Source organism: Bradyrhizobium sp. C-145 (assembly GCF_023375135.1).
Lineage (GTDB): Bacteria > Pseudomonadota > Alphaproteobacteria > Rhizobiales > Xanthobacteraceae > Bradyrhizobium > Bradyrhizobium zhanjiangense.
Genome location: NZ_CP088150.1, coordinates 5,910,708 through 5,935,792, shown reverse-complemented (window position 1 = coordinate 5,935,792; position 25,085 = coordinate 5,910,708). Strand labels below are relative to the sequence as shown.

21 protein-coding genes and 1 pseudogene are annotated in these 25,085 nt (G+C 63.6%); 12 read left to right on the top strand and 10 right to left on the bottom strand.

Annotated features, from left to right (window positions below; translation table 11 throughout):
- Nucleotides 1-136: 136 nt before the first annotated feature.
- From LRP30_RS28015 to LRP30_RS28000, 4 genes are read left to right on the top strand one after another with little or no spacing between them, the layout of a single operon-like run.
- Nucleotides 137-937, top strand: coding sequence for an ABC transporter ATP-binding protein (locus LRP30_RS28015; RefSeq protein WP_245473563.1), 801 nt, complete (start codon nt 137-139; stop codon nt 935-937).
- Nucleotides 934-1,719 carry an ABC transporter permease gene (locus LRP30_RS28010; protein ID WP_128932560.1) on the top strand — a complete coding sequence of 262 codons (786 nt, stop codon included), beginning with the start codon at nt 934-936 and terminating at the stop codon, nt 1,717-1,719. Before LRP30_RS28015 ends, LRP30_RS28010 begins: the two co-directional genes overlap by 4 nt.
- On the top strand, nt 1,716-2,483 hold the full coding sequence (locus LRP30_RS28005; RefSeq protein ID WP_128932561.1) for an ABC transporter permease subunit: 768 nt from the start codon (nt 1,716-1,718) through the stop codon (nt 2,481-2,483). The genes LRP30_RS28010 and LRP30_RS28005 overlap by 4 nt, the downstream gene beginning before the upstream one ends.
- 36 nt (nt 2,484-2,519) lie before the next feature.
- On the top strand, nt 2,520-3,566 hold the full coding sequence (locus LRP30_RS28000; protein WP_128932562.1) for a peptidase M29: 1,047 nt from the start codon (nt 2,520-2,522) through the stop codon (nt 3,564-3,566).
- Here LRP30_RS28000 and LRP30_RS27995 read toward each other — a convergent pair.
- From LRP30_RS27995 to LRP30_RS27975, 5 genes are read right to left on the bottom strand one after another with little or no spacing between them, the layout of a single operon-like run.
- The gene (locus LRP30_RS27995; RefSeq protein WP_128932563.1) at nt 3,563-4,555 is read right to left on the bottom strand and encodes a 3-hydroxybutyryl-CoA dehydrogenase; all 993 of its coding nucleotides are present in this window, start codon (nt 4,553-4,555) and stop codon (nt 3,563-3,565) included. The two genes, LRP30_RS28000 and LRP30_RS27995, sit on opposite strands and share 4 nt — an antisense overlap.
- Nucleotides 4,556-4,558: 3 nt before the next feature.
- Nucleotides 4,559-5,647: an NAD/NADP-dependent octopine/nopaline dehydrogenase family protein gene (locus LRP30_RS27990; protein WP_128932564.1), complete on the bottom strand. Its 1,089-nt coding sequence runs from the start codon at nt 5,645-5,647 to the stop codon at nt 4,559-4,561.
- A complete protein-coding gene (locus LRP30_RS27985; RefSeq protein ID WP_128932565.1) occupies nt 5,644-7,179 on the bottom strand; it encodes a long-chain-fatty-acid--CoA ligase in 1,536 nt (511 codons plus the stop codon). The genes LRP30_RS27990 and LRP30_RS27985 overlap by 4 nt, the downstream gene beginning before the upstream one ends.
- A 2-nt stretch (nt 7,180-7,181) precedes the next feature.
- Nucleotides 7,182-8,471: an acyl-CoA dehydrogenase family protein gene (locus LRP30_RS27980; protein WP_128932566.1), complete on the bottom strand. Its 1,290-nt coding sequence runs from the start codon at nt 8,469-8,471 to the stop codon at nt 7,182-7,184.
- A 12-nt stretch (nt 8,472-8,483) separates the two neighbouring features.
- Entirely contained in the window at nt 8,484-9,299 is an 816-nt protein-coding gene (locus tag LRP30_RS27975) for an alpha/beta fold hydrolase (protein WP_128932567.1), read from the bottom strand.
- Nucleotides 9,300-9,490: 191 nt separating this feature from the next.
- Between LRP30_RS27975 and LRP30_RS27970 the strand changes: the two genes are divergently transcribed.
- The 4 genes from LRP30_RS27970 to LRP30_RS27955 all read left to right on the top strand — a co-directional run bounded on the left by LRP30_RS27970 (nt 9,491) and on the right by LRP30_RS27955 (nt 14,908).
- Nucleotides 9,491-10,252, top strand: a complete 762-nt coding sequence (locus tag LRP30_RS27970) for an SDR family oxidoreductase (protein WP_128932568.1) — start codon at nt 9,491-9,493, stop codon at nt 10,250-10,252.
- Between the two features lie 45 nt (nt 10,253-10,297).
- A complete protein-coding gene (locus LRP30_RS27965) occupies nt 10,298-11,134 on the top strand; it encodes an enoyl-CoA hydratase family protein (RefSeq protein ID WP_128932569.1) in 837 nt (278 codons plus the stop codon).
- Between the two features lie 99 nt (nt 11,135-11,233).
- A complete protein-coding gene (locus tag LRP30_RS27960) occupies nt 11,234-13,585 on the top strand; it encodes a bifunctional salicylyl-CoA 5-hydroxylase/oxidoreductase (RefSeq protein WP_249756832.1) in 2,352 nt (783 codons plus the stop codon).
- Between the two features lie 51 nt (nt 13,586-13,636).
- On the top strand, nt 13,637-14,908 hold the full coding sequence (locus LRP30_RS27955) for a flavin-dependent oxidoreductase (RefSeq protein WP_128932571.1): 1,272 nt from the start codon (nt 13,637-13,639) through the stop codon (nt 14,906-14,908).
- A 101-nt stretch (nt 14,909-15,009) separates the two neighbouring features.
- On the opposite strand, the gene LRP30_RS27950 is transcribed toward LRP30_RS27955, so the two are convergent.
- On the bottom strand, nt 15,010-15,465 hold the full coding sequence (locus LRP30_RS27950) for a cupin domain-containing protein (protein ID WP_128932572.1): 456 nt from the start codon (nt 15,463-15,465) through the stop codon (nt 15,010-15,012).
- 30 nt (nt 15,466-15,495) lie between these two features.
- Nucleotides 15,496-16,671, bottom strand: coding sequence for an ABC transporter substrate-binding protein (locus tag LRP30_RS27945; RefSeq protein WP_128932573.1), 1,176 nt, complete (start codon nt 16,669-16,671; stop codon nt 15,496-15,498).
- 250 nt (nt 16,672-16,921) lie between these two features.
- Here LRP30_RS27945 and LRP30_RS27940 point away from each other — a divergent pair, with 250 nt between their 5' ends.
- The 3 genes from LRP30_RS27940 (at nt 16,922) to LRP30_RS27930 (ending at nt 19,754) form a co-directional block, all read left to right on the top strand.
- Nucleotides 16,922-17,440, top strand: coding sequence for a MarR family transcriptional regulator (locus LRP30_RS27940; RefSeq protein ID WP_164934521.1), 519 nt, complete (start codon nt 16,922-16,924; stop codon nt 17,438-17,440).
- 148 nt (nt 17,441-17,588) lie between these two features.
- Nucleotides 17,589-19,274, top strand: coding sequence for a benzoate-CoA ligase family protein (locus LRP30_RS27935; protein WP_249756831.1), 1,686 nt, complete (start codon nt 17,589-17,591; stop codon nt 19,272-19,274).
- A gap of 15 nt (nt 19,275-19,289) precedes the next feature.
- Nucleotides 19,290-19,754 (top strand): RidA family protein, encoded by a 465-nt coding sequence (locus LRP30_RS27930; RefSeq protein ID WP_249756830.1) that lies wholly within the window; start codon nt 19,290-19,292, stop codon nt 19,752-19,754.
- Between the two features lie 26 nt (nt 19,755-19,780).
- On the opposite strand, the gene LRP30_RS27925 is transcribed toward LRP30_RS27930, so the two are convergent.
- Complete coding sequence (locus LRP30_RS27925; RefSeq protein WP_249756829.1) at nt 19,781-20,509, bottom strand: CBS domain-containing protein; 729 nt, start codon at nt 20,507-20,509, stop codon at nt 19,781-19,783.
- 205 nt (nt 20,510-20,714) lie between these two features.
- Here LRP30_RS27925 and LRP30_RS27920 point away from each other — a divergent pair.
- Nucleotides 20,715-22,561, top strand: a pseudogene (locus tag LRP30_RS27920) (alpha/beta fold hydrolase).
- On the opposite strand, the gene LRP30_RS27915 reads toward LRP30_RS27920, so the two are convergent.
- Together LRP30_RS27915 and LRP30_RS27910 are read right to left on the bottom strand one after the other, a co-directional pair.
- Complete coding sequence (locus LRP30_RS27915) at nt 22,558-23,529, bottom strand: CHAD domain-containing protein (RefSeq protein WP_249756828.1); 972 nt, start codon at nt 23,527-23,529, stop codon at nt 22,558-22,560. The pseudogene LRP30_RS27920 and the gene LRP30_RS27915 sit on opposite strands and share 4 nt — an antisense overlap.
- 25 nt (nt 23,530-23,554) lie before the next feature.
- On the bottom strand, nt 23,555-25,078 hold the full coding sequence (locus tag LRP30_RS27910; protein WP_249761844.1) for a bifunctional aminoglycoside phosphotransferase/ATP-binding protein: 1,524 nt from the start codon (nt 25,076-25,078) through the stop codon (nt 23,555-23,557).
- Between the last annotated feature and the right edge of the window lie 7 nt (nt 25,079-25,085).

Sequence of the window (25,085 nt, the reverse complement as noted above, 5' to 3'; positions counted from 1 at the left end):
GGCAGGTTTCTTGCTAAGCTCGTGCCGCTGAAGGTGAACGTTCGGCAGGTTCGTCGAGTAATGTTTACGCGCAAGTGAGGCGAGCGACGGGATGACGGCAGTGCCTTCGAGATCGAGTGAATGGGTGAAACCGGTGATGTCACAAAACCGGGCTTCTGCGATCATTCAGATCGACCGCGTCTCGCAGGTTTTTCAAACCTCGGCGCGCAAGGATCATGTGGCGTTATCGGACATCTCGCTCACGATCGACGAGGGCGCATTTGTCTCAATCCTCGGTCCCTCCGGCTGTGGCAAGTCGACCCTGCTCTACATCGTCGGAGGCTTCGTCAGCCCGACCAGCGGCGCGGCGAAGATGAAGGGGCAGGCGATCACGGGGCCTGGTCCAGATCGCGGACCCGTGTTTCAGGAATTCGCATTATTCCCCTGGAAGACCGTGCTCGGCAACGTGATCTACGGCCCGCGCCAGCAAGGCGTGCGCACCGCTGAGGCTGAAGCGCAGAGCCGGGCCTTGATCGAAATGGTCGGCCTCAAGGGCTACGAGAACTTCTATCCTAAGGAGCTGTCGGGCGGCATGAAGCAGCGCGTCGCGCTGGCGCGAACGCTCGCCTACCATCCCGAAGTCCTGTTGATGGACGAACCGTTCGGTGCGCTCGACGCGCATACCCGGACCCGCTTGCAGAACGATCTCTTGAACATCTGGGAGCGTGATCGCAAGACGGTGTTGTTCGTCACCCACTCGGTCGATGAGGCTGTCTTCCTCTCCGATAAGGTCGTGATGATGTCGAAATCGCCCGGCCGCATCCGGCAGGTCATCGACATTGATTTGCCGCGGCCGCGCCGCCGCAACGAGCTATTGCTCGATCCACGGTACCAGAAATACGTCGTCGATATCGAGCGCATGTTCGATGAGAGCGACGGAGCCGGCGCGCCCGCATGATGTCGTCGGCTACCATAGTCAAGCGCGCTGCCCCGGTGCTCGCCTGCATCGGATTGCTGGCGGTGTGGCAGGTCGCGTCACTCGCGCTGAAGAACGACAGTTTTCCGACGGCGATCGAAGCGATCCGCGCGATCCCGGATATTCTTGGCGATAAGGAATCCCTGATCAACATTCTGGCCTCGCTCCGCCGCATGGCGATCGGGTTTGGCGTGGCCGTGCTTGTGTCGATTCCACTTGGTCTCCTAATGGGACGCAGCCGCGCTGTCGCAGCCTTCTTCAATCCGCTTCTGATGGTGATCTATCCGGTGCCGAAGGCGGCGTTGATGCCGATCATCATGCTGTGGCTGGGCGTTGGCGACATCACGAAGACGTTGGTGATCTTCCTCGGCGTCAGCCTGCCAGTGATTTATCACAGCTTCGAAGGCGCAAAGGCTGTGGAAGAGAAGATGCTGTGGTCAGGCGCCGCGATGGGGCTTTCTCCGGCGCAACGCCTGGTGCGCATCGTGTTGCCCGCGGCACTGCCGGAAATTCTGACGGGCTGCCGCACGGGATTGGTGCTGGCGCTGATCACGATGATCACCAGCGAGATGATCGCCCGCCAGTCCGGCGCCGGGAACATCCTGTTCAACGCGCTCGACATGGGCCAATATGACACCGTCTTTGCAATGATCATCATCGTGGGGGCAATGGGAATCTGCCTCGACGCGATTTTCGAAAGGATTCGTGCCCGCCTTGTGCGCTGGTCCGAGCCTCAGTTCGACATGCCGCTGAGCTTCTCATGATGTCGCGCTTTCTCGCCCCAAACGTCGTTCTTGGCATTGCCCCGATCGTGCTGGTTGTCGCGTTGTGGCAAGGCTTGGTGTCATTCGGCTTCGCACCCGCGATTTTGCTGCCGCCTCCAGGCTACGTCTTCAGCCGGTTGTTCCAGCAACTCGTGACGTGGACGTTTCAGCAGGAGATCACGGCCACCCTGATCCGGCTGTTTGCCGGGTTCGCGATTGCGGTCGTGCTGGGTGTCAGTATCGGCATCGCCGCCGCCGCCAATCTCGCGATCAACGCCGCGGTTCGGCCGATCGTGCGCGTATTGGCGCCGTTGCCCAAGGTCGCTCTCTATCCAGCATTGCTGCTGCTGCTCGGCTTCGGCCACGGGTCGAAGATCACATTGGTGGCCGCCGATGCTCTCTTCCCAATTCTGTTGTCCACCTACTACGGCGCGTCGACCGTCGAGCAGAAGCTGATCTGGTCGGCCATGGCGGCGGGAACGCCGCGCTATGAAATCCTGTTCAAGGTCGTGCTGCCGGCGGCGATGCCGTCGATCCTGACCGGCTGCCGGATCGGTCTTGTCATTTCCTGCATCGTGGTGTTTCTGGCCGAGATGATCACATCGACGGATGGACTGGGTCATGCGCTCGTGACGGCGGCCCGAACCTTTCAGGCCGTGGACATGTTCGTCCCGTTGATCACGATCTCGCTGCTGGGTTTGATCCTGAACGGCTTGCTGGGGGCCGTGCGATCGTATCTGCTCCGGGGCTTCCCCGAAGCGTAACAAGCAAATAAGAATTCTGAAGACAGGGAGTGAACCATGCTGGCTGATCGCATCGAGGCAAAATGGATCGACGCATTTTGCGAGATCTTTGAACGATGCGCCGTCAAGGCCGGCGATACCGCGGCGATCCTCTCGGAAACCCAGTCGCGTGCGTTGAACGTGCATCTGGCGGAGCTCGCGCTGCTGCGGATGGGAGCGCGACCGTTTCATGTGGTGATGCCGACATCGCGTAACCGTCATGTCGTTCCGGTTCGCTCGACCGGGGCGAGCGAGGCGATCCAGCGGCTGGGGCCGGTGATCAGCGCGCTTCAGCAGGCCGGCTTTGTGGTGGATTGCACTATCGAGGGCCTGATGCACGCGGTGGAGACACCCGAAATTCTCAAAGCCGGCGCGCGCATTCTGGTGATTTCGAACGAGCATCCCGAGGCGCTGGAGCGGATGGTGCCAGATCCCGCGCTCGAGAAGCGTGTTCGTGCCGCGGCAAAAATGCTGCGCGGGACCAAGCGGATGCGGGTCACCTCAAAAGCAGGAACGGCGCTCGACGTAGACATGATCGGAGCCTCCACGGTCGGCGTATGGGGCTGGACCGACAAACCCGGCACGCTGGCGCATTGGCCCGGTGGAATCGTCGTCAGCTTTCCCAAGAGCGCAACAGTGAACGGTACGCTGGTGATGGCGCCGGGCGACATCAATCTCACCTTCAAGCGGTACCTAACGTCGCCGGTAAAGATGACGCTGAAGGACGATTATGTCATCGAGCTGGAAGGCGAAGGCACGGATGCCGCGATGATGCGCAGCTATCTCGCCGCCTGGGGCGATCGGGAAGCCTATGCGGTCTCGCATGTCGGTTTTGGCATGAATCCCGGCGCGCGGTACGAGGCGCTCTCGATGTACGACCAGCGCGATACCAACGGCACGGAGCTTCGCGCTGTGTCCGGCAACTTCCTGTTCTCGACCGGTGCGAACGAGTTCGCAGGCCGCTACACGGCGGGTCATTTCGACCTGCCAATGATGGGAACTACCATCGAACTCGACGGCATTGCCGTCGTCCGCGAAGGTGTGCTCCAGGACGTCTTCGGCTAGCCGCGATCGACCACCGGCGGCCGCGCCAGGCCAAAGTGGCGGAGCAGGTCGACCATGGCTTTGAGTCGCTCGACACGATAGGCATCGACATCGAGGCCGGAATAGTCGAGGAAGCCCGTGCCCGTCCGCAGGCCGATCCGTCCCTCGCTCATGTTGCGCGAAATCACCTCTGGCGCCCGATAGCGGTCGCTGCCGAGTGCGCCCTCGAGATATCGGCTCGCATAGTAAAGGATGTCGCCGCCGCCCCAGTCGATGAATTCGAGCAGGCCGAGCACGGCGTAGCGGAAGCCGAAGCCGTAGCGGATCGCCTTGTCGATTTCTTCCGCGCTGGCAACGCCTTCCTCGACCATCCGAGCCGCCTCGTTCATCGCCAGCGCCTGGATGCGCGGGACGATGAAGCCCGGCGTCGCTGCGCAGACCACCGGTACTTTGCCAATGCCTTCGAGCAGCGCCTTGACCTCGTCGATGATGGCGGGATCGGTGATCTTGCCGGGCGAAACCTCGACCAGCGGGATCAGATAGGCCGGATTGAGCCAATGCACGTTGAGGAAGCGGCGAGGGTTCACGATCGCGCCGGACAGATCGTCGACGAGGATGGTCGACGTCGTCGATGCAATGATCGTGTCCGGGCCGACTTGCCTTGAGGCGGCCGCCAGCACCTCCCGCTTGAGCTCGACGACCTCAGGAACGCCCTCGAAGACCATACCGGCCTCGGATAGCGCTGCACCGCTCTCGCCGGCCGCCACCACCGAGACCCGCGCGATGAGCGGATCGACGTCCGCCTCGGTCAATAGCCCCAGCTTCGACAGGCTGGCAAAGGTCTTCCTGACTTCGCCGAGCGCGTCCGTCTCCAGCTTGGCGAAATCGTCCGCGGAGCGCGCCTTGATGTCGATCATCGTGACCCTGTGCCCCGCATAGGCGAATGCGACGGCGATACCGCGTCCCATGCGGCCGGCCCCGAGACAGGCAATGTTGACGCGATTGGTCATCGATCAGAATCCATTGCGAAGCAGCGTCTGCAATTCAGCTTTTCTGAGGTCGCCGAGGCCCAGCGTCTCGAGCGTTCGGCCCCCTCGCGCAAAATCCTCGCCACAGACCGCGCCGCCGATCGCCAGGAACGCTTTGGCCAGCGGTGTGGCCACGCCAGCCAGGCCGGCGACGGAGACCAGCAAAGACAGTCCGAGCCGCAGATCCTCGCGCATGTAGCGGTGCTCGGTCAGCACGATCCGTTCGCGCCAGTCGCCGGAATCGGTCAGTCGGTCGTGCGAGCCACGGCCATACATCCAGATCTCGCCTTCCTTCGCGTAGTGATGAGCGAGCGGGAAATGCGGCGCGCCGTAACCGAGCGCCTCGCGCACCGCGATGCGTTCCGCGTCGAGCGCGTCGGTGACCCGGCGGATCGCGGCTTGCGTGCCTTCCTTGTGGATGTCCCAGCGCTCGAAATGTTCGATCGGGCCGGCGTTCATCACGATCAACGGCGGATGGATGATAGGCCCTGCATTCATCAGCGCGCCGGACAGCGCATCTCCGCACGGTTCGATCACGCCCGGGAAAGCGCGTCCAATGACTTCGAGCGCATGCGCGGCCTGATCGAGCGGGAACACGCCGACCGGCAGTCGCTTGGCGCGGATGGTGATCGCGACCTCGAACGGTCCATGCTTGCGGGTCAGCCAGGGCAAGGTTCCGGTCTCGGCAAAGCTGGCCTTGGCATGGTTGCCCGCATCTCGGGCCGTTTGGGCGAAGATCATCGAGCCGAATGTCGCCGGCGGTAGAAAAACGACCTGGCCGTCCCGCAGATGCGGGGCGAGCAGACCGGCAATGTCCGGCTGTGCGAAGGCCGGGGCGGGGCAGAGGATCAGCTCGACGCCGTTGACGGCTTCGGCGATGTCGGCCGTGATCAGCGCGAGCTTCACGTCGTGGCGGCCGCTATGATCCTTAACCAGGATGCGCGAGCCGGCAGCGCGATGCGCTGCGACCTGATCCGCGTCGCGGCGCCACAGCCGGACCTCATGCCCCGACAGCGCAAAATCGCCCGCGGCCGCGAAAGAGCCGTTTCCCCCACACAGAACCGCAATCTTCAAGATGTTTCTCCTTGCGTGCGCGATTGCGCATCGAGCTGCTTCAGCAGGAAATGCTGCACCTTGCCCAGCGCCGTGCGCGGCAAGTCGGTGACGAAGACGATATCGCGTGGAACTTTGAATCGCGCGAGCTGCGCCTGGATGTGCTTACTGAGCTCATCCGCTTCGAGATGCGAGCCGGATCGCCGGATCACATAAGCGATGGGGACTTCGTCCCAGCGCGGGTCCGGCCGGCCGATCACGGCGCATTCGCTGACGTCGGGATGTTCGAGCAGGACGCGCTCGACTTCCGCTGGGTAGACATTCTCGCCGCCGGAAATGATCAGGTTCTTCTTGCGGTCGCGCACCCAGAAATAGCCGTCCGCGTCGCACAGGCCGATATCTCCGGTGCGATACCAGCCGTCCTGTAGCGCTTCGCGCGTGGCGTCCGCATTGCCCCAATATTCGAAAAACACGTTGGCGCCGCGCACGGCGATTTCGCCCGGTGTGCCAGCCGGCACCTCGGCACCGGCCTGATCGACCACTTTTGCCTCACAACACAAGCCGGCGAGTCCAGTCGATCCCACACGCGACAGATCGCCGCCGAGGCGGGTGTAGACCGCGATAGGGCAGGTTTCAGTGGAGCCGTAGACCTGAAGCACGGGAACGCCCCGCGCGGTGAAGCGGTCGATCAAGTGCGGCGGTACGATGGTCGAGCCTGTGGCGACGGCCTTGAGTGACGAGAGATCGGCCGTCGCCCAGGCGGGATGCTCGCTCACGGCTTGGATGATCGCCGGCACCATCACGGTCAGCGTCGGCCGCTCGCGTTCGATCGCCGCAAGCGCCGTATCCGGTATGAAGCGGGCGTGGATCGTGACGGTTGCGCCCAACTGCAGCGCGGGCGTGGTCTGGATATTGAGGCCGCCGACATGAAAGAACGGCAACACGGTCAGCACGTGGTCGTCCGACGTCATGTTGTGCATGTGCTGGCTCATGACGCCGTTCCAGAACAGCGCCTCTTGCCGCAGCACCGCGCCCTTCGGCCGACCCGTCGTTCCTGACGTGTAGACGATGAGGAGCGGGCAGGAGAGGTCGGTGTGCGGGTTGCGGTCGCTGCCATGGCTGCGAGCCAGCAGACCTTCGAATGTCGTGCCGCGAGGCGGCGCGAAGTCGAGGCCGACGACAGATGTCCCCGGCGCAGTCCGCCCAAGCTCGGCAAGCACTCCCTCAAATGCCTGCTCGAGCACCAGGACTTTGGCGCCGGCATCGCTCAGAATGAACAGCTGCTCGGCGACCGCCAGCCGCCAGTTCAGCGGCACCAGCATCGTGCCGAGCCGCGCACAAGCGTAGAGCAGAACGAGGTAGTCCGGCCGGTTCAGGCTCAGGACCGCGACACGGTCGCCGCGGCCGACGCCGAGTTCCTGCTTCAAGGCGGTTGCGGTCCGTTCGATGCGTGCGGCGAATGCGGCATAGCTCAGCCGTTCGCCTTCGAAGGCAATGGCCGTCTTGTCTGGCGCGAACGCCGCGTTGCGGTCGATCAGGCTACAGAGGTCCACCGTCAGTCGTCCGTCTCGCCGGCCTCGTACAGCGCCTCGCGTCCGATCCGGTCGAGGCAGAGCTCGGCGGTCCAGGGCAGCATCAGCGAGCCGCAGCGGCTGTCGCGATAGATCCGCTCCAGCGGCAGCGACCGCAGCATGGCCTGACCGCCGCAGGTGCGGATCGCGAGCGCGGCGAGCTCATTGGCGCCCTCCATTACCGAATATTGTGCGGCGTAGGCGCGCAGAACCTGTTCCTTGCTCGGATTGGCGCGGGCTTCGGTCACAGCCTGGAACCAGATCGCTTTGATCTGCTCGAGCTTGATTTGCATCTGCGCGACCGCGATCTGCTTGGTCGGGTACATCCGGCGCTTGACCGGCGGCATGCCCGGCACCTCGCCGCGCAAATAACGCACGGTGAAATCATAAGCGGCTTGCGCGAGGCCCATATAGGTCGGCGACAGCGTCAGGAACATGTGCGGCCAGCGCATCGCGGCCTGGAAATAGACGCCGCGCGGCATCAGCGCGGAATCCTCCGGCACGAACACGTCCTTGAACAGCAGCGTCCGCGAGACGGTGCCGCGCATGCCGAGTGGATCCCAGTCGCCGACGACCGAGACGCCTTCCGATTTGGCGGGGATGGCCAGATAAAGTGTATTGCGGCGCGAAGCCTTGCGGCCTTCCTCGATCTCGGTGCAGAGCACGCCGTAATAGTCGGCATGGCCGGAGAGCGATGCAAAGATCTTTTTGCCGTTGACGATCCAGCCGCCCTCGACTGGCCTTGCTTCCGTGCCGAAAGCGACACCGCCTGCCGCCGCCGCGCCGCCTTCGGAGAAGGGCTGCGAGTAGATCGCGCCGTCCTCGACGATGCGCTTGTAGTGGACCGCGCGCCGCCGCTCGTGCTCGGCACGAGTCTGCGCGTCCATGTCGAGATCGTCGGCCAGCGGGCCCGACCACAGCGTCGAGCACACATGCATGTTCCAGGTCAGCGCCGTCGCGCCGCAATAGCGGCCGATCTCGGCCGCCGCCAAGGCATAGGTCTGGTAGTTCGCGCCGAGGCCGCCGTGCTTCTTGGGGACGGCAATGCCGAGCAGGCCGGTGCGGTGCAGATCGCGATAATTCTCGGTCGGGAAGGTCGCCTCGCGATCATAGGTCGCGGCGCGGCCGGCGAACACGCTCTGGCCGATCTCGCGGGCGCGCGCAATGATGCCGGCCTGCTCGTCACCCAGGCGGTATGCGACGGGATCGAAGATCGGCGCATCGAGCACGGCCTTGTCGCTTGCGCCGATATTCTTGCCGACTTGCATGGTCATGGCGCAGTCACCTTACGCTTTGGTCGCGAGAGAGTTCAGGAACCGGCCGAGCGCTTCGTTGAAGGCATCGGGGCGTTCGAGATTGGCGAGATGGCCCACGCCAGCGAGCTCGACATATTCAGCTCCCGGAATAAAGGTCGCCGTCTTCGCCATCATCGGTGCGGGCGCGTTGTTGTCCTTCGAGCCGGACAGCAGCAGTGTCGGGACGGAAATATCCCTGAGCGTGCTGCGCTGATCGAAGCCGATGAGAGCCAGCATCGTGGCGCGATAGCTGGCCTCGGGCACGCTTGCCATGCATTCGCGGGCGAGCTCCATCCCCTTTGGATCAGGATCGTCGCCGACCAGCTCCTTCACCAGCGAAGGCGCCAGCGACGTCATTGTCTCCCCGCGGTCGAGCGGCCCGAGCCGCGCCGCGATGAAGGATCTCTGCCAATCGCCGTCGGCCTTGCCGAAGGCCGGACTGGTTTGCGCCAGGACGACTGCGCGCGCCAGTTTCGGCGACTGCACCAGCCATTTCTGGACGATCATGCCGCCGATCGAATGGCCGACCAGAATGGGCTTGCTTGCGCCGAGCTGCTCGATGAATTGCTGGAGCGCATCTGCCAGGGCAGCGATGCTGACGCTGGCGAGCGGCGCCGATCCACCATAACCCGGCATGTCCCATGCGATCGCGCGGAAGCGGTTGCCGAATGTGGCGAGCTGGTGCCGCCAGGCTCGCGCCGCGCCGCCAATGCCGTGCAGGAAAATCAAAGGTGTCGCGCCCGGATCGCCCGCGGCTTCGTAGGCGAAGCGTCCGTCCTTTGTTATCATTGGCGCAGGCTGCGACACGCGGCAATCCTTTTGCTTGGCTCTTTGATGCTAACAGGCTCGCGGGCGATGGGAAGGGATAATTTTATACTTAAAGCAATTTTCGGGCCGGTCGCCATGCGGCCGTTCCTGCTGTCGATCGGCGCTTTCGTTGCAAAAATTTGAAGGTTAAAATATATCGAGGAACGATCAGGATCTCAGGGAGCGAGCGCATGTCCGGATTGCCGCATTCGCCGCACGCGCTGGTGACCGGTGGTGGTCGCGGCATCGGCCGCGCTATCGCGGCTTCGCTTGTCGGTGCTGGCGCGACCGTGACGGTGCTCGGTCGGAATGCAGCGCCTCTTGCAGAGGCCGTCAACGCAGGCGCCGCGCATTTCGCGGCCGTTGCCGACGTCGTTGATGAAGCGTCGTTGAAGGCGGCCGTCCTTGAGGCGAGTGCGCGCAAGCCGATCGACATCCTGATTGCCAACGCAGGCAGCGCTGAATCGGCGCCATTCGCGAAATCGGACAGCGCCCTCTTCAGCCGCATGATGGATGTCAATTTCATGGGCGTGGTCCATGCCATCCGCGCTGTGCTGCCGGGCATGAAAGACCGTCCCTATGGCCGCATTGTCGCAGTTGCGTCCACGGCCGGGCTCAAGGGCTATGCCTATGTCAGCGCCTACGCTGCGGCCAAGCACGCCGTGGTCGGCCTCGTGCGTTCGCTCGCTCTCGAGATGGCTGGGAGCAATGTGACGGTGAATGCGGTATGTCCCGGCTTCACCGACACCGATCTGGTCGCCGGCAGCATCGAAAACATCATGACGAAGACCGGCCGAACCCGCGAGCAGGCGATCGCCGAACTCGCGAAACATAATCCGCAAGGAAGACTGATCACGCCTCAAGAGGTGGCCGATGCCGTGCTGTGGCTATGCGGTGAGGGCGCTGGCGCGATCACCGGACAGGCGATCGCGGTTGCCGGTGGTGAAATCTAGCGTGTGTGTGGCGCAGGCGCGGAACAAGGAAGCTAAGGAGATAGCATGAGCAGACCAGCCAATCCCGTCACCATACCGCTTGCAGATTACTCGCCGCAGCACTTCCTGCTGGCCGTGGTCGACGGTGTCGCGACGGTTACGCTCAATCGCCCCGACCGAAAGAATCCGCTCACCTTCGAAAGCTACCGGGAACTGACTGATTTCTTCCGCGCCTGCGCGTTCGATGATGCGGTCAAATCCATCGTCGTCACCGGCGCCGGCGGCAATTTCTCGTCTGGCGGCGACGTGTTCGAGATCATCGGCCCGCTCGTGAAGATGGATACCAAGGGGCTGACCGCCTTCACACGCATGACCGGAGACCTTGTCAAGGCGATGCGGGCCTGCCCGCAGCCGATCGTGGCTGCGGTCGAGGGCATTTGCGCCGGCGCCGGGGCGATCATCGCCATGGCGTCGGATATGCGCCTCGCGGCGAGTGGCACAAAGGTGGCGTTCCTGTTCAACAAGGTTGGCCTCGCCGGCTGCGATATGGGCGCCTGCGCGATCCTGCCGCGGATCATCGGTCAGTCACGCGCCTCCGAACTACTTTACACCGGCCGGTTCATGACCGCGGAGGAGGGCGAGCGCTGGGGCTTCTTCAGCCGCCTCGTCACGCCCGAGCAGGTGCTGCCCCAAGCGCAATTGCTGGCCAAGCAGGTCGCAGAAGGACCGACCTTCGCCAACACCATGACCAAGCGGATGTTGGCGATGGAATGGGCGATGTCGGTGGAGGAGGCGATCGAGGCCGAGGCCGTTGCCCAGGCGCTGTGCATGACGACGGCGGATTTCGAGCGCGCCTTCGAGGCGTTCGCCAACAAGGTCAAGCCGGTTTTCAGGGGCGACTAGGACGATCACCTTTAGGGGCAGACCAGCAACGGGGGACTTGCGCAAAATTATTTTAGGCTTAAAATAGTTTTCGTGACCAGGTGAATTGGCGAGGCTCCCATGAAAGTCGCGATCATCGGTGGCGGACCTGCGGGTCTCTACGCTGCGATCCTGCTCAAGAAGCAGCGCCCCGGCGCCGAAGTCACCGTCTATGAGCGCAATCGGGCCGATGACACGTTCGGCTTCGGCGTGGTGTTCTCGGACGCCACGCTGGACAATTTCGAGAAGCACGATCTTCCGAGCTACCGCCGCATCACTCAGGAATTCGCCTATTGGGACGACATTGCCGTGCATTTCCGCGGCACGGTGCACCGGGTCGGTGGCAACGGCTTTTGCGGCTGCTCACGGCAGAAGCTGCTGCTGATCCTTCAGGAGCGGGCACGCGAGCTGGGCGTCTCCCTGCATTTCGAAGTGGATATCGACGACGAATCCCGCTTCGCCGACGCCGACCTCGTCCTTCTTGCGGACGGTATCAACAGCCGCTTCCGCGAGAAATACATCGATCATTTCCAGCCCGAGGTCGACGTTCGCTCCAACAAGTTCGCCTGGATGGGCTCGACCAGGCCGCTCGATGCCTTCACTTTCATCTTCCAGGAAACCGAGTGGGGGCCCTTCATCGCCCATGCCTATCAGTATGAGGCCGGGCATTCGACCTGGATCTTCGAGACTGATCCCGAGACGTTCGCGCGGGCGGGGCTGACGGGGCTGGACGAGGCTCAGTCCGCCGCGCGGATGGCGGACATCTTCGGCTGGTTCCTCGATGGGCACAAGCTGCTGACCAACCGCTCGATGTGGCGCAACTTCCCCATGATCCGCAGCAAGCGCTGGGTCAAGGACAATATGGTCCTGCTTGGCGATGCCAAGGCGAGCGCGCATTTCTCGATCGGCTCGGGCACCAAGCTTGCGATGGAGGACGCCATCGCGCTGGCCGAAGCGATGGAGAAGGCGCCCAGCATCGCGGCGGCACTGGAGGTCTATGAGAACGGCCGCCGCGAGGAGGTCGAGAAGACGCAGCATGCCGCCGACGTCTCGCTGGTCTGGTTCGAGCATGTCGACCGCTTCTGGGATTTTGACCCCGTGCAGTTCGCCTTCGGCGTGATGACGCGCTCGAAGGCGATCACCTACGACAATCTCAAGCTCCGCGCGCCGGATTTCGTGGCCGAGGTCGACAAGTCGTTCGCCAAGCAGGTGCGCAGCAGCGGCTTCGATGTCGACACCGACCGGCCGATGGTGCCGCTGTTCCAGCCGTTCCGCTTGCGCGAGATGGAGCTGGCCAATCGCGCGGTGATGTCGCCGATGTGCATGTATTCGGCGCAGGAGGGAGTGCCGACAGACTTCCACCTGGTGCATTACGGATCGCGCGCGATCGGCGGCGCCGGGCTGATCTTCACCGAGATGGCCTGCGTCAGCCGCGATGCCCGGATCACGCCCGGCTGCGCCGGTCTCTGGACCGACGAGCAGGAAGCCGCGTGGCGACGCATCGTGGATTTCGTCCACGGCAATTCGGCCGCGAAAATCTGCCTGCAACTGGGCCACGCCGGCCGCAAGGGCGCTACCAAATTGATGTGGGACGGCATGGACCGGCCGCTGGAGCAGGGCGGTTGGGAGGTCTTTTCGGCATCGCCGCTGCCCTATTTCCCCGATAGCCAGGTGCCGCGCGAGCTCGATCGCGCCGGCATGAACGCGGTGAGGGACGCTTTCGTCGCGGCGGCCGAGCGCGGCGAGCGCTGCGGCTTCGACATGCTCGAATTGCACTGCGCCCACGGCTATCTGCTCGCGAGCTTCATCTCGCCGCTCACCAACACCCGCACCGACGATTATGGCGGCTCGCTCGAAAACCGGCTGCGGTTTCCGCTCGAGATCTTCGAGGCATTGCGGGCGGTGTGGCCGTCGCACAAGCCGATGTCGGTGCGTATCTCTGCGACTGATTGGGCGGAGGGCGGCATCACCGGCGATGACGCCGTCGCCGTCGCGCGCGCCTTTGCCAAGGCGGGTGTCGATCTCGTCGACGTCTCGACCGGGCAGACCGTGCGCGATGCGCAGCCGGTGTACGGCCGCATGTTCCAGACGCCGTTCTCCGACCAGGTCCGCAACGAGGCGCGGGTGGCCACCATGTGCGTCGGCAACATCACGACGGCGGACCAGGCCAACACCATCTTGGCCGCCGGCCGGGCGGATCTCGTCGCGCTCGGCCGTCCGCATCTTGTCGACCCGTTCTTCACCATGAAGGCGGCGGCTTGGTATGGGGCAAACGACGCTTTCTGCCCGCCGCAATATCTGCCCGGAAAGGATCAGATTTTCCGTAACAGCGTCCGCGACCGGCAGGACTTCGAGGAGCTGAGAATTAAGGCTAAGCCCAAGACCCGGGCCGAGCTGAAGGCGGAGGCGACAAAGCCGCTTGCGGCGGAGTGACCGCCCGTGCGACCTTAACCCATTGCCTGTGTTTCGAGTGGAGTAAGGGCGATGAAGGCGATTATCGTCGGTGGCGGTATCGGTGGTCTCACCACGGCATTGATGTTGCGCTCGCGCGGCCTGGATTGTGAGATCTTCGAGCAGGCCGACACCATTCGCGAGCTCGGCGTCGGGATCAACACGCTGCCGCATGCCATGCGCGAGTTGGCCGGGCTTGGCCTGTTGCAGAAGCTCGACGAGGTCGCGATCCGCACTGATCAGCTCTATTACCTCAATCGCCACGGCCAGGAGGTCTGGCGCGAAGCTCGCGGCATCGACGCCGGCCACGACGTGCCGCAATTCTCGATCCATCGTGGGCGCCTTCAGGGCGTCATCCATCGCGCCGTCGAGGAACGGCTCGGGCAGCAAGCGATTCACACCGGCTGCCGGCTGGGTGCGTTCACGCAGGACGAGGGCGGCGTCACGGCCTATTTCTTCGATCGCGTCGGCGCGCATGTCCACACCGCGCGCGGCGATATCCTGATCGGCGCCGACGGCATCCATTCGCGCGTCCGCGAGACACTGTTCCCGAACGAGGGGCCGCCGTGCTGGAATGGCCTGATGCTGTGGCGCGGCGCCCGCGATTGGCCGCTGTTCCTCACCGGCAAATCGATGATCGTGGCCGGCGGTCTCAACGCCAAGGTGGTGATCTATCCGATCGCGGAAGGATCGAGTCCGGCGAGCCGTCTGACCAATTGGGCGGTGCTGGTCAAAGTGGGCGAAGGCAATGCACCTCCACCGCGGAAAGAAGATTGGTCGCGGCCGGGCCGCCGCGAGGAGCTGATGCCGCATGTCGCGCGCTTCTCGGTGCCCTATATCGACGTGAAGAGCCTGATCTCGGCGACGCCCGAATTCTACGAATATCCGACCTGCGACCGCGATCCCTTGCCCTATTGGTCGTCCGGGCGCGTCACGCTGCTCGGCGATGCCGCGCATCCGATGTATCCGGTCGGCTCCAATGGCGCCTCGCAGGCGATCCTCGATGCGCGCTGCCTTGCCGACGTGCTGGTGCGCGCCGAGCACCCGCGTCAGGCGCTGCTCGAATACGAGAAGAAGCGTCTGCCGATGACGGCCGAGATCGTCCGCTCCAACCGGCGCGGTGGCCCCGAAGGCGTCATCGACGCCGTCGAGCAGCTCGCGCCTGATGGCTTCGACAATGTCGACAACGTCCTGAGCTATTCCCAGCGCGAAGCCATCGTGCGCGGCTATGCCACCAAGGCAGGCTTTGCCGCAGTGCCGGGACTTGCGGCGGTGCGCGCTGAAGTCGGCGGTAGAGCGGGATGAGATTGAGGGAATCGGCGCTAGCCCGGAACTCAGATCACCTTTCCCCGCTGGGAGAGGTGGAGCCCCAGCCACCGAACGAGCCTAACTTCATCCCACTTTAGCTAGCTGCCGGGCGGCGGCGGCAGGAAGTGGATGTTGAACTCGGCGGCCATCGCCACCACGTCCTCGGGCTTCTGCTCCTTCATGTTGTGAAGGCCCCAGAACAGGTCGAACAGCTTGCGGCTCGGCGAAACCCAGAACAGCACCTTTGCGGTCTGCTCCGACTTATTGAAGATGCCGTGCGGCACGCCCATGCCGAGGCGGATCAGGTCGCCCGCGGTCGCCTGCGCCTCGGAATTGCCGAGCATGAAATCGAGCTTGCCTTCCAGCATGTAGAGATACTCATCCTGGTCAGGGTGAATATGCGGCGGCACGAACGTGCCCGGCGGCAGTGTCGCATGCCAGGAGAAACTGTTCTCGGCGTAGCTTTTCGGCACATAGGTCTGGCCGAGGATGTTCCAGGAGATGCCCTGGATGCCCTCATTGGCCCGGGTGATGCCGGTGATTTCGCTCTTCATTGCGGTCCTCCCTTAACGCGATACACGGCCTTAGTTCGCCGCCTTGCAGTCCTTGGCATAGCGGTCGCCGTAATTCTCGAAAACCTTCTGCACGATCTCGGTCTGGAACTTGCCGTCCGGACGCTTGGCGACCTTGGTCAGGTAAAAATTCTGGATCGGATAGCCGTTGGTGTTGAACTTGAAGGCGCCGCGCAGCGAGGTGAAGTCGGCTTTCTTCAAAGCGGCGGCGACGGGGTCCTTGTTGGAGAGATCGCCCTTGACCGCCGTGACCGCGCTGTCGATCAGCATCGCGGCGTCATAGGCCTGGAAGGCGTAGGTGCCGGGCACGCTGTTATAGGCGGCCTCATAGGCGGCAACGAACTTCTTGTTCTGCGGATTATCCAGATTGGGCGCCCAGTTCGCGCCGCCGAACATACCGACGGCCGCGTCCTGCTGCGCCGGCAAGGTCGATTCATCCACCGTGAACGCCGAGAGCACCGGAATGCTGTCGGCCAGTCCTGCCTGCCGGTATTGCTTGACGAGGTTAACGCCGAGGCCGCCCGGCATGAACGTGAACAGCGCATCGGGCTTCTGCGACGAGATCTTGGAAAGCTCCGGCTGGAAGTCAAGCGTGTTCAGCGGCATGTAGGATTCCTCGACGATCTCGCCCTTGTAGTCGAGCTTGAAGCCCGCCACCGAATCCTTGCCGGCTTGATAGTTCGGGACCATCAGGTACATGCGCTTGTAGCCGCGATCCTGCGCAACCTTGCCGAGGATCTCGTGCACCTGATCGTTCTGGTAGGAGGTCACATAGAAGAACGGGTTGCAGTCCTTGCCGGCAAACGTCGACGGACCGGCATTGGGGCTGATCAGGAAGGTTTTCGATTCTGTGATGGGCCGGTGGATCGCCTGGAGGATGTTGGAGAAGATCGGGCCGACCACGAAGTCGACCTTGTCGCGCTCGAGCAAGCCCTTGACCTTCGTCACCGCCGCATCCGGCTTCAATTCGTCATCTGCGACGATCACCTCGACATCGCGGCCGCCCATTTTGCCGCCGAGATCCTTCACTGCGAGCGCAAAGCCGTCGCGGACTTGCTGGCCCAGCGCGGCGGCTGGCCCCGACAGGGTCACGACCACACCCAGCTTGATTTTCTCCTGGGCGAGGGCAGGGCTCATCGCGGTGCCGAGCAGCATAGCGGCTGCGGCCAAGGTCATTTGCGTCTTCATGATCTGTCCCTCGTGACGATCGGCTTGCGCTGCAAGCCGCGTACTCCAATCCAAGCTTATGCCGATGATGGCCGCCGCGGCAAGCCGAGCTCGAGGCGTCGCATCCTGTGGGCAGCGGCGCATGCAAGCGGCGCGCCAATTATTTGAAGCCTAAAGAAATTGACGTACGGTCGATTGTTGCAGCTTTGGACTTGCAGCCGGCCCCGATTTATTTGAAGCTCAAAACGTTAGGAAATCCGTGCCGGCGCCAATGCCGGCCGTGAGTGACTGCATCAACATGCTCGATTCCGAGACCAAGGCCGTCGAAACGCCGGAGGATCATGCCGAAGAGCTTCGGCTGTGGCTGCGGCTGTTGACCTGCACGACCCTCATCGAAGGGGAAGTCCGCGGCCGGCTGCGGCAGCGGTTCGACGTCACTTTGCCCCGGTTTGACCTGATGGCGCAGCTCGACAAGGCGCCGGACGGCATGACGCTATCCGATGTCTCCAAGCGCATGATGGTGTCGAACGGCAACGTCACCGGCCTCGTCGAGCGGCTGGTGGAATCCGGTCATCTCGACCGGCGCACCTCGGAGACCGACCGCCGCGTCCAGGTGATCCGCCTCACAAAGCTCGGCCGTGCCGAGTTTCGCAGGATGGCTGCGGAACACGAAACCTGGATTGCCGACCTCTTCGCCGATCTGACGCCGAAGGATGTGCGCGAATTGATGCGGCTCCTGGCCAGGACCAAGGCGTCGGCGCAGAAATCGGCCGCGCGCCGCCGGCCGTAAGCAGGCGGGCGGGGCGGGCCGCCGAACCCATTTGCCGCAGGAAAAAGCAAGGAATGCCCAAAATCCGCTATTGCGCCAAATTGTTTTAAGCCTAAAATGTTTTCCAGATCGTGCTGCCGGGTGCAATCCATGCTGAAAGGAGCGTGCGATGGCCAACGCCGCCAAGGTTCCGGGCTCGTGTGACGGCAATACTGCGACGGCCCATGTCGATACGTTCGCGCGGCAACATCTGCCGCCGCGCGAGCTCTGGCCCGAATTCATCTTCACGCGGCCGGAGCTGCGCTACCCAACGCGATTGAACTGCGTCAGCTATTTCCTCGATCGCTGGGTCGAGCAAGGCCACGGCGATGCGCCTTGCGTCATCAGTCCTGCGGTCAGCTACACCTATCGCGAGCTGCAAGCCCTGGTGAACCGCATCGCCAATGTGCTGGTCGGCAAGCTGGGTCTCGTGACCGGCGGGCGCGTGCTGCTGCGCTCGGCCAACAATCCGATGATGGTCGCGACCTATCTCGCAGTCATCAAGGCCGGCGGCATCGTCGTGGCGACCATGCCGCTCTTGCGGGCTAAGGAGCTGTCATATCCGATCCAGAAGGCGGAGATCACGCTAGCGCTGTGCGATGGAAAGCTCTCCGAGGAGATGGAGAAGGCCAAAGCCGCGGCGCCGGGCTTCAAGCACGTGGTCTATTGGGGCAACGGCGCCCCCGATTCGCTCGAAGCGCTGATCGCGGATGCGAGCCCGGAGTTCAGGGCTGTCGATACCGCGTCCGACGACGTCTGCCTAATCGCCTTCACGTCGGGCACGACAGGCGATCCCAAAGGCACCATGCATTTCCATCGGGACATGCTGGCGGTCTGTGACGGCTATGCGCGCAACATCTTGCGGGCCGAGCAGAAGGATCGCTTCGTCGGCTCGGCCCCGCTCGCCTTCACCTTCGGCTTCGGCGGTGTGTTGTTTCCGATGCATATTGGCGCCTCGTTCGTGGTGCTGGAGAAGACGACGCCGGACGACATTCTGAACGCGATCGAGCAGTACAAGACCACGGTCTGCTTCACGGCGCCGACCGCATACCGGGCCATGCTCGGCAAGCTCGCCGGCCGTGACATCTCCTCGCTTCGCAAATGCGTCTCCGCGGGCGAGACGCTGCCCAAGCCGACATTCGAGGCCTGGCTGAAGGCCACCGGCATCAAGCTGATGGACGGCATCGGTTCGACCGAACTGCTGCACATCTTCATCAGCGCGACCGAGGACGAGATCCGTCCCGGCGCAACCGGCAAGCCGGTGCCGGGCTATGAGGCCAAGATCGTCGACGATGCCGGCAACGACGTGCCGCCGGGGACGATGGGCCGACTAGCGGTACGGGGGCCGACCGGCTGCCGCTATCTCGCCGACGAGCGGCAGCGGAAATACGTCGAGAACGGCTGGAACATCACCGGCGACACCTATCTGATGGATAGCGACGGCTATTTCTGGTACCAGTCGCGCTCCGACGACATGATCGTCTCGGCCGGCTACAACATCGCAGGCACGGATGTCGAGGCAGCGCTGCTCACGCATCCGTCCGTCGTCGAGTGCGGGGTCGTCGGTGCGCCGGACGAGGCACGCGGCATGATCGTGAAGGCCTATGTCGTCGCCGCGCCCGGTGTGACGCCCGACGCGCAGCTCGTGGCCGAGTTGCAGGAACATGTCAAACGCGAGATCGCGCCGTACAAATATCCGCGCGCGATCGAATTCGTGACGCAATTGCCGAAGACCGAGACCGGCAAGTTGAAGCGTTTCGCCTTGCGTCAGCTGGCACAGGCTGCAGCGACGTCCTCAGGCGTCGCTGCGGAATGAGAGAAGGATAGAGAAGTGTCCGTGACGACGCCAAAAGGCCCGCAGCTCGCGGTGCTGCCGACAGCAGCCGAGCACGAAACCCGCTCCCGCGCGCAAATCCTCCAGCCGTCCGGCTGGCCAATGCCAAAGGGTTATGCCAACGGCGTGGCTGCCGATGGGCGGATCGTCGTCACCGGCGGAGTGATCGGCTGGGATGCCCAAGAGCGCCTTGCGGACGGCTTCGTCGCGCAGGTACGCCAGACCCTGAGCAACATCGCCGCAATCCTGGCCGAAGCGGGCGCACGACCCGAGCACCTCGTGTGTCTGACCTGGTATGTCGTCGACATGGACGAGTACCTGGCCAATCTGAAGGAGCTGGGCAGGGTCTACCGCGACGTCTTCGGAGCGCACTATCCTGCCATGGCGCTGGTTCAGGTGGTCCGGCTCGTCGAGAAGGCGGCGCGCGTCGAAATCGAGGCCACCGCCGTCATTCCTCGCTGAGTTCGGCCCTGATCAGCTCGCCTTGATCAGCTCGCCTTGGCGAGTGCGTCGTCCTCGGGCGAGTTCAGATAGACGCCGGACATGGTGTCGACCCAGCAGAGATGGTCGTGCACCGTCTTCACGCCTTCGACGTTCTCCGCCGCGACGATGGCCGCCTGCCGTGCGCGCTCTTCGGTGATGACGCCACTGAGGTGAACGACGCCGTCACGAACGATGACGTTCAGCCCGAATGGGCACCAGTCGTTCTTCTCCATGATGTCGATGATGCGGCTGCGAATGTGATCGTCGTCCGCCGTCGGATCCGGCACTTCGCGAGCGAGCCCCGCCACCGCCTGTAGCAAATTGGCGCGGGATACGATTCCGACGATCTTCTCGCCGCGCACCACCGGCAGCCGCTTCACGTTGTTCCGTTCCATGAGATCGACGATCTCCGCGAGCGCGGTATCCTCGGTGATGGTCACGACCGAGGCTGTCATCACCTCCGAGACCTTGCGGCCATGCTCGTGGACGAAGTCGCTGGCCGATTTGCCCGGACCCAGGATGAATCTCAGCCAGCGCCCCCGCTTGCGTCCGGTGCCGATTTCGCTGCGGCGGATGAAATCTCCTTCCGAGACGACGCCGACCAGCTTGCCGGTATCGTCGACGACCGTGAGACCGCTGACATGCCGCTTCAGCATGATGTTCGCCGCCTCGACGATGCTGGTGTCAGGAGTAACCGAAATGACCGACCGGGTCATGATCTGGTGGGCGCGCATGAAGAACTCCGCTGGCTCGTCGAATGTCGATGCGCAAAACCTAGCGGGGACGTCGAGATGCGGTTTGACCCAGGTCAAGCGGACGAGGCCGCTTGGTCCTGGTTCAGCGATTGTGATCTGGGCCGGATTTGATGCAGCTCAACGCGCATCCGAAGCATCGCCATATCCTGCCTCGAGACCAGAAGCCCGCAGGGAACATTCAGCCATGAACGTCGTCCAGATACTTCCACGGGCCGACGAGCCGGTGGCGCATGCTCTCGTCAATCCCGTTGCCGACCCTCGAGCCGCCGCGGCAGGCCCCGAAAAACCCGCAGGCAAGCCGGTCGCCGCAGATCTCCCGCCTGCATCACCCCCGTATCCTCTCGACCGCGCGTTTCATGCCATGCTGGCACGGTTCACGGGCGGGATTTCGCCGACGGCCTTGTCGCTCGCCTGGCTCGATTGGAGCTCGCATCTCGCCGCAGCCCCGCAGCGCCAGATGGAGATTTCCAGCAACGTTCTTCGCGACACCGGCCGGCTGCTGGAAGCTGTCGTGCATGCGACGTCGCAAAAGCCCTGGTCCGTCATTCAGCCGCAGGGACGCGATCGTCGCTTCAGGCAACCACAATGGGAGGTCCCGCCGTTCAATCTGCTAGCGCAGACGTTTCTGCTCGCAGAGCGCTGGTGGCACGATGCCACCATCGGCGTGCGCGGCGTGTCGCATGCAAATGAGGCCATCGTCGAGTTCTCGGTGCGTCAGATGCTCGACATGCTGGCGCCGTCGAATTTCGCGGCGACCAATCCGCAGGTGCTGGAGAAGGCATTCCAGAGCGGCGGGGAAAATTTCGTCTTCGGCTGGCAGAACTGGTGCAGCGATCTGATGCGTCTGCTTTCGATATCGAAACCGGCGGGCGACCCGCAATTTGTCGTCGGCAAGACAGTGGCGGCTTCGCCTGGCAAGGTCGTCTATCGCAACGAGCTGATCGAGCTGATCCAGTACTATCCGACGACTGCCCAAGTGCGGCCCGAGCCGATCCTGATCGTGCCGGCCTGGATCATGAAATACTACATCCTCGATCTGTCGCCGCAGAATTCGCTGGTCAAGTATCTGACCGCTCAAGGCTTCACTGTATTCGCGATCTCCTGGCGCAATCCGGATGCCAACGACCGCGATGTCGCCTTCGATGACTACCGCAGGCTGGGCGTCATGGCCGCGCTGGACACGATCGGCCGGATCATGCCGGCTCGGAAGACCCATGCGCTGGGCTATTGTCTGGGCGGAACGTTGCTGTCCATTGCCGCCGCCGCAATGGCGCGCGACGGCGACAGGCGGCTCGGCACAATCACGCTCCTTGCCGCCCAGACCGATTTCACCGAGGCCGGCGAGCTGACGCTCTTCATCAACGAGAGCCAGGTCGCCTTCCTCGAAGACATGATGTGGCAGCGTGGTTATCTCGATACGACGCAGATGGCCGGTGCGTTCCAGCTGCTGCGCTCCAACGAATTGATCTGGTCGCGGCTCTCGCATGACTATCTGATGGGCGAAAGCAGTCCGCCAAGCGACCTGATGGCTTGGAATGCCGATGCGACCCGGCTGCCTTATCGCATGCACTCGGAGTATTTGCGCCAACTGTTTCTCAAGAATGAGCTGGCCGAAGGCCGCTATCGCGTCGAAGGCAGGAGCATCTCGCTCTCGGACATCCATGCGCCGATGTTCGTGGTCGGCACGCTGGCCGATCACGTGGCGCCGTGGCGGCGGTCTACAAGATTCACTATCAGGTCGATGCCGACGTGACGTTCCTGTTGACCAGCGGCGGCCACAATGCCGGTGTCGTCGCTCCGCCTGATGACCCTGGGCACAGCTATCAGGTCATGACCAAGGCTGCGGACGCGCCCTATGTCGGTGCAGATGAGTGGCTGAAGCTGGCTCCGCGAGTTGAGGGCTCCTGGTGGCCGCAATGGGCCGGATGGCTGGCGGCGCGCTCCGGGGGGCCCTGTGATCCGCCGCAGATCGGGCTTGGCGATGCCCCTTCAGGCCTGCCCGAAGCGCCGGGAGACTACGTCCGCACCTAGTCCTCAGGCTCTGCATTTGGCGCGAGGTCCGAGGAGCGGAAGGGCTTGGCCTTGTCCAGTTTGCGGTAAGCCGCCGCGGCGGTTCGCAACAGCTTCTTTTCCCGTTTGCGGTCGAGGAAGCGAGTGCCGGCCTGGAAGCCGACACCGTGCAACGACGCCGCCAGCGTTTGCCCTCGCGCATCGTCGTTCAATTGCCCGAGAGATCTTTGCGCCTTGCGCAATTGCTTGAGGATGGACTTCTGCTTCGTCGCTGATCCGTCGGCGAACAGATCCGTCAGCGATTCGACCGAATAGGTCATCCGCTTATTGAGCAGCCGCAGCTTGTGCCGTTTCTCGACGTCGAGCTTGCTCAGCTTCCGGGCCTTCTTGAGCAGTGTCGTCTCCCACTCGGTCAATCGCGCTGTCGCGTGGTCGGCGAGCGAGCAGCGACGCAATCTGATGGCTTCCTTGCTGCGCCGGGTCGACCAGGGGCCGCTCTCGATCCAAGCCGAGGTCTGCTCGACCAGGCGGCGGTAGCGGGCGGATTGCAGCGCGCGTGCCAGCAGGCGGTGGCTCTCGGCGCGCTTCTCGTCCCAGTGCTGGAGTTCGGCGATCACGGCGAGCTCGTTGCCACTTTCGGCGACAACCCGCTCGATCGCCACGTCGAGGTCCCGCACCATGCCGAGCTGGCTGTTGAGCCATTTCAGCTCGGCCCAGACATTCGGCCGCAGCGCATCGTCGACCATCGGCGCGAAGAAGCGGATGGCGGTGCGCAGATGCGTCAGCGCGATCCGGATCTGGTGCAGGGCGTCGGGATCGCCGCGGCAGGTGCCGTCGTGCTGGGCGAGGACGGCATCGAGGTGACGGCGCGCGATGATCCGGAACGCCGTGTCGCAGGCCATGCCGGGGCTGAGGCGGCCGGGCAGGGCATTGCGCCGCGTTGCCGGCATTGCGCGGGCGGTCGTCGAGATCGTGCTGGGTCGCGCCATCCTTGCCCGCGTCAATCAGATTGCCTTATTTGACCTCAGCGATTGCGTCCCGGCAGCTCTGGAGCGTCTGCTCTGGTGTCCCGGATGCATCGATGGTCGCCCAACCGACATGACCGATATTATAGCGCTCCTGCTGCGCGGCAACCTCTTGCGTGGCGTCGGACGCATCTCCCCGGCGGCTTCCGATTCGCGCCTGCCGGGTCGCGAGGTCGGCGACGAGGAACAGGCCGTTCAGCGGCACGTTGCGCTCGCGCGCCAGTGCGGCGATCGCGTCTCGTTCGCCCTCGGCGGCGAATACACCGTCGATGATCGCCGAATGGCCTTGCGCCAGCACGCGCCGGGCGTAACGAGCCAATGTGCCGTAAACCCGGGCCGTGACCTCTGGCGTGTATGCGAATGGCGGCAGTCGCTGCGTGTCCTCGATCCCGAACATCTGCTTGCGGACGATGTCGCTGCGCAGCACGATCGCCCCCGGCTGTGGCGCGACGACCGGGGCGAGCGCGCGCGCCAAAACCGTCTTTCCGGTACCGGACAGTCCCCCGACGGCAATCAGCCGCGGAGCTGGGGGGTGGATCATCGCTCGAGCGAGGCCGAAATAGCGCCGTGCATCGTTAAGGATGCCGACATCATCAGAACGCGGCGGCTTTAGCCGTGCCAGCGCCACCTGAGCGCGGATCGCCGCCCGGATCGACATGAACAGCGGCAGCACCGAGAGCGCGTCGAGATTGTCGGATGGCGTCGCAGCGAGATATCGGTTCAGGACGATGTTGGCCGCGAGCGGTTGATCGTGGTGCAACAGGTCCATCAGTGTGAATGCGAGATCGTAGAGCACGTCGACAGTTGCCATCTGGGCATCGAACTCGATCGCGTCGAACAGGACTGGCCGCCTGCGGATCAACACGATGTTCGCAAGATGCAGGTCGCCGTGGCAGCGCCGCACAAAACCCTGCTGGCCGCGCTCCTCGAGCAAGATGCGGAGGCGCAGAAACATCGCCTGCGAGGCTCTGCCGAGCAGCGCGATTTCTTCAGCGTCGAAATGGTTGCCTTTTCCCAGGCCATTGCAGTTGCCATCGATCAGGCCGGGGATGGAGGAAATCCACGCCTTGCCGTCGGAGCGGCCCGCCGCCGCATGCGAAGCCACGATCGCGTCGGCGGCAGCCGAAGCCAGATTCTCATCGAGCGGGCCGGCCTTGGCCAGATGATCCAGCGTTTGGCTTTCGTCGAAGCGCGACATGTCGACCGCATACTCGATCGGCCGGCCGGGGCCGTCGATCTTCACCGACCCATCCGGCTCCTCTGTGATCGCCACGACGCGATGATAGATCTGCGGCGCCAGCGGCCGGTTGATCCTGATCTCCTCCTCGCAGGCCGCCTTGCGCTTGTCGAGCGTCGAATAGTCGAGGAACGGAAATTGCACAGCCCGCTTGATCTTCAGCGCGCGGTCGCCGTCGAGAAATACCGAAGCCGCGTGGGTATCAATCCGTCTCACGCCAGGACGTCCAGTCAGGAACTGGAATATCCGGTTCTGGGCCTCCGTCTCATCTCTGATCGACTTT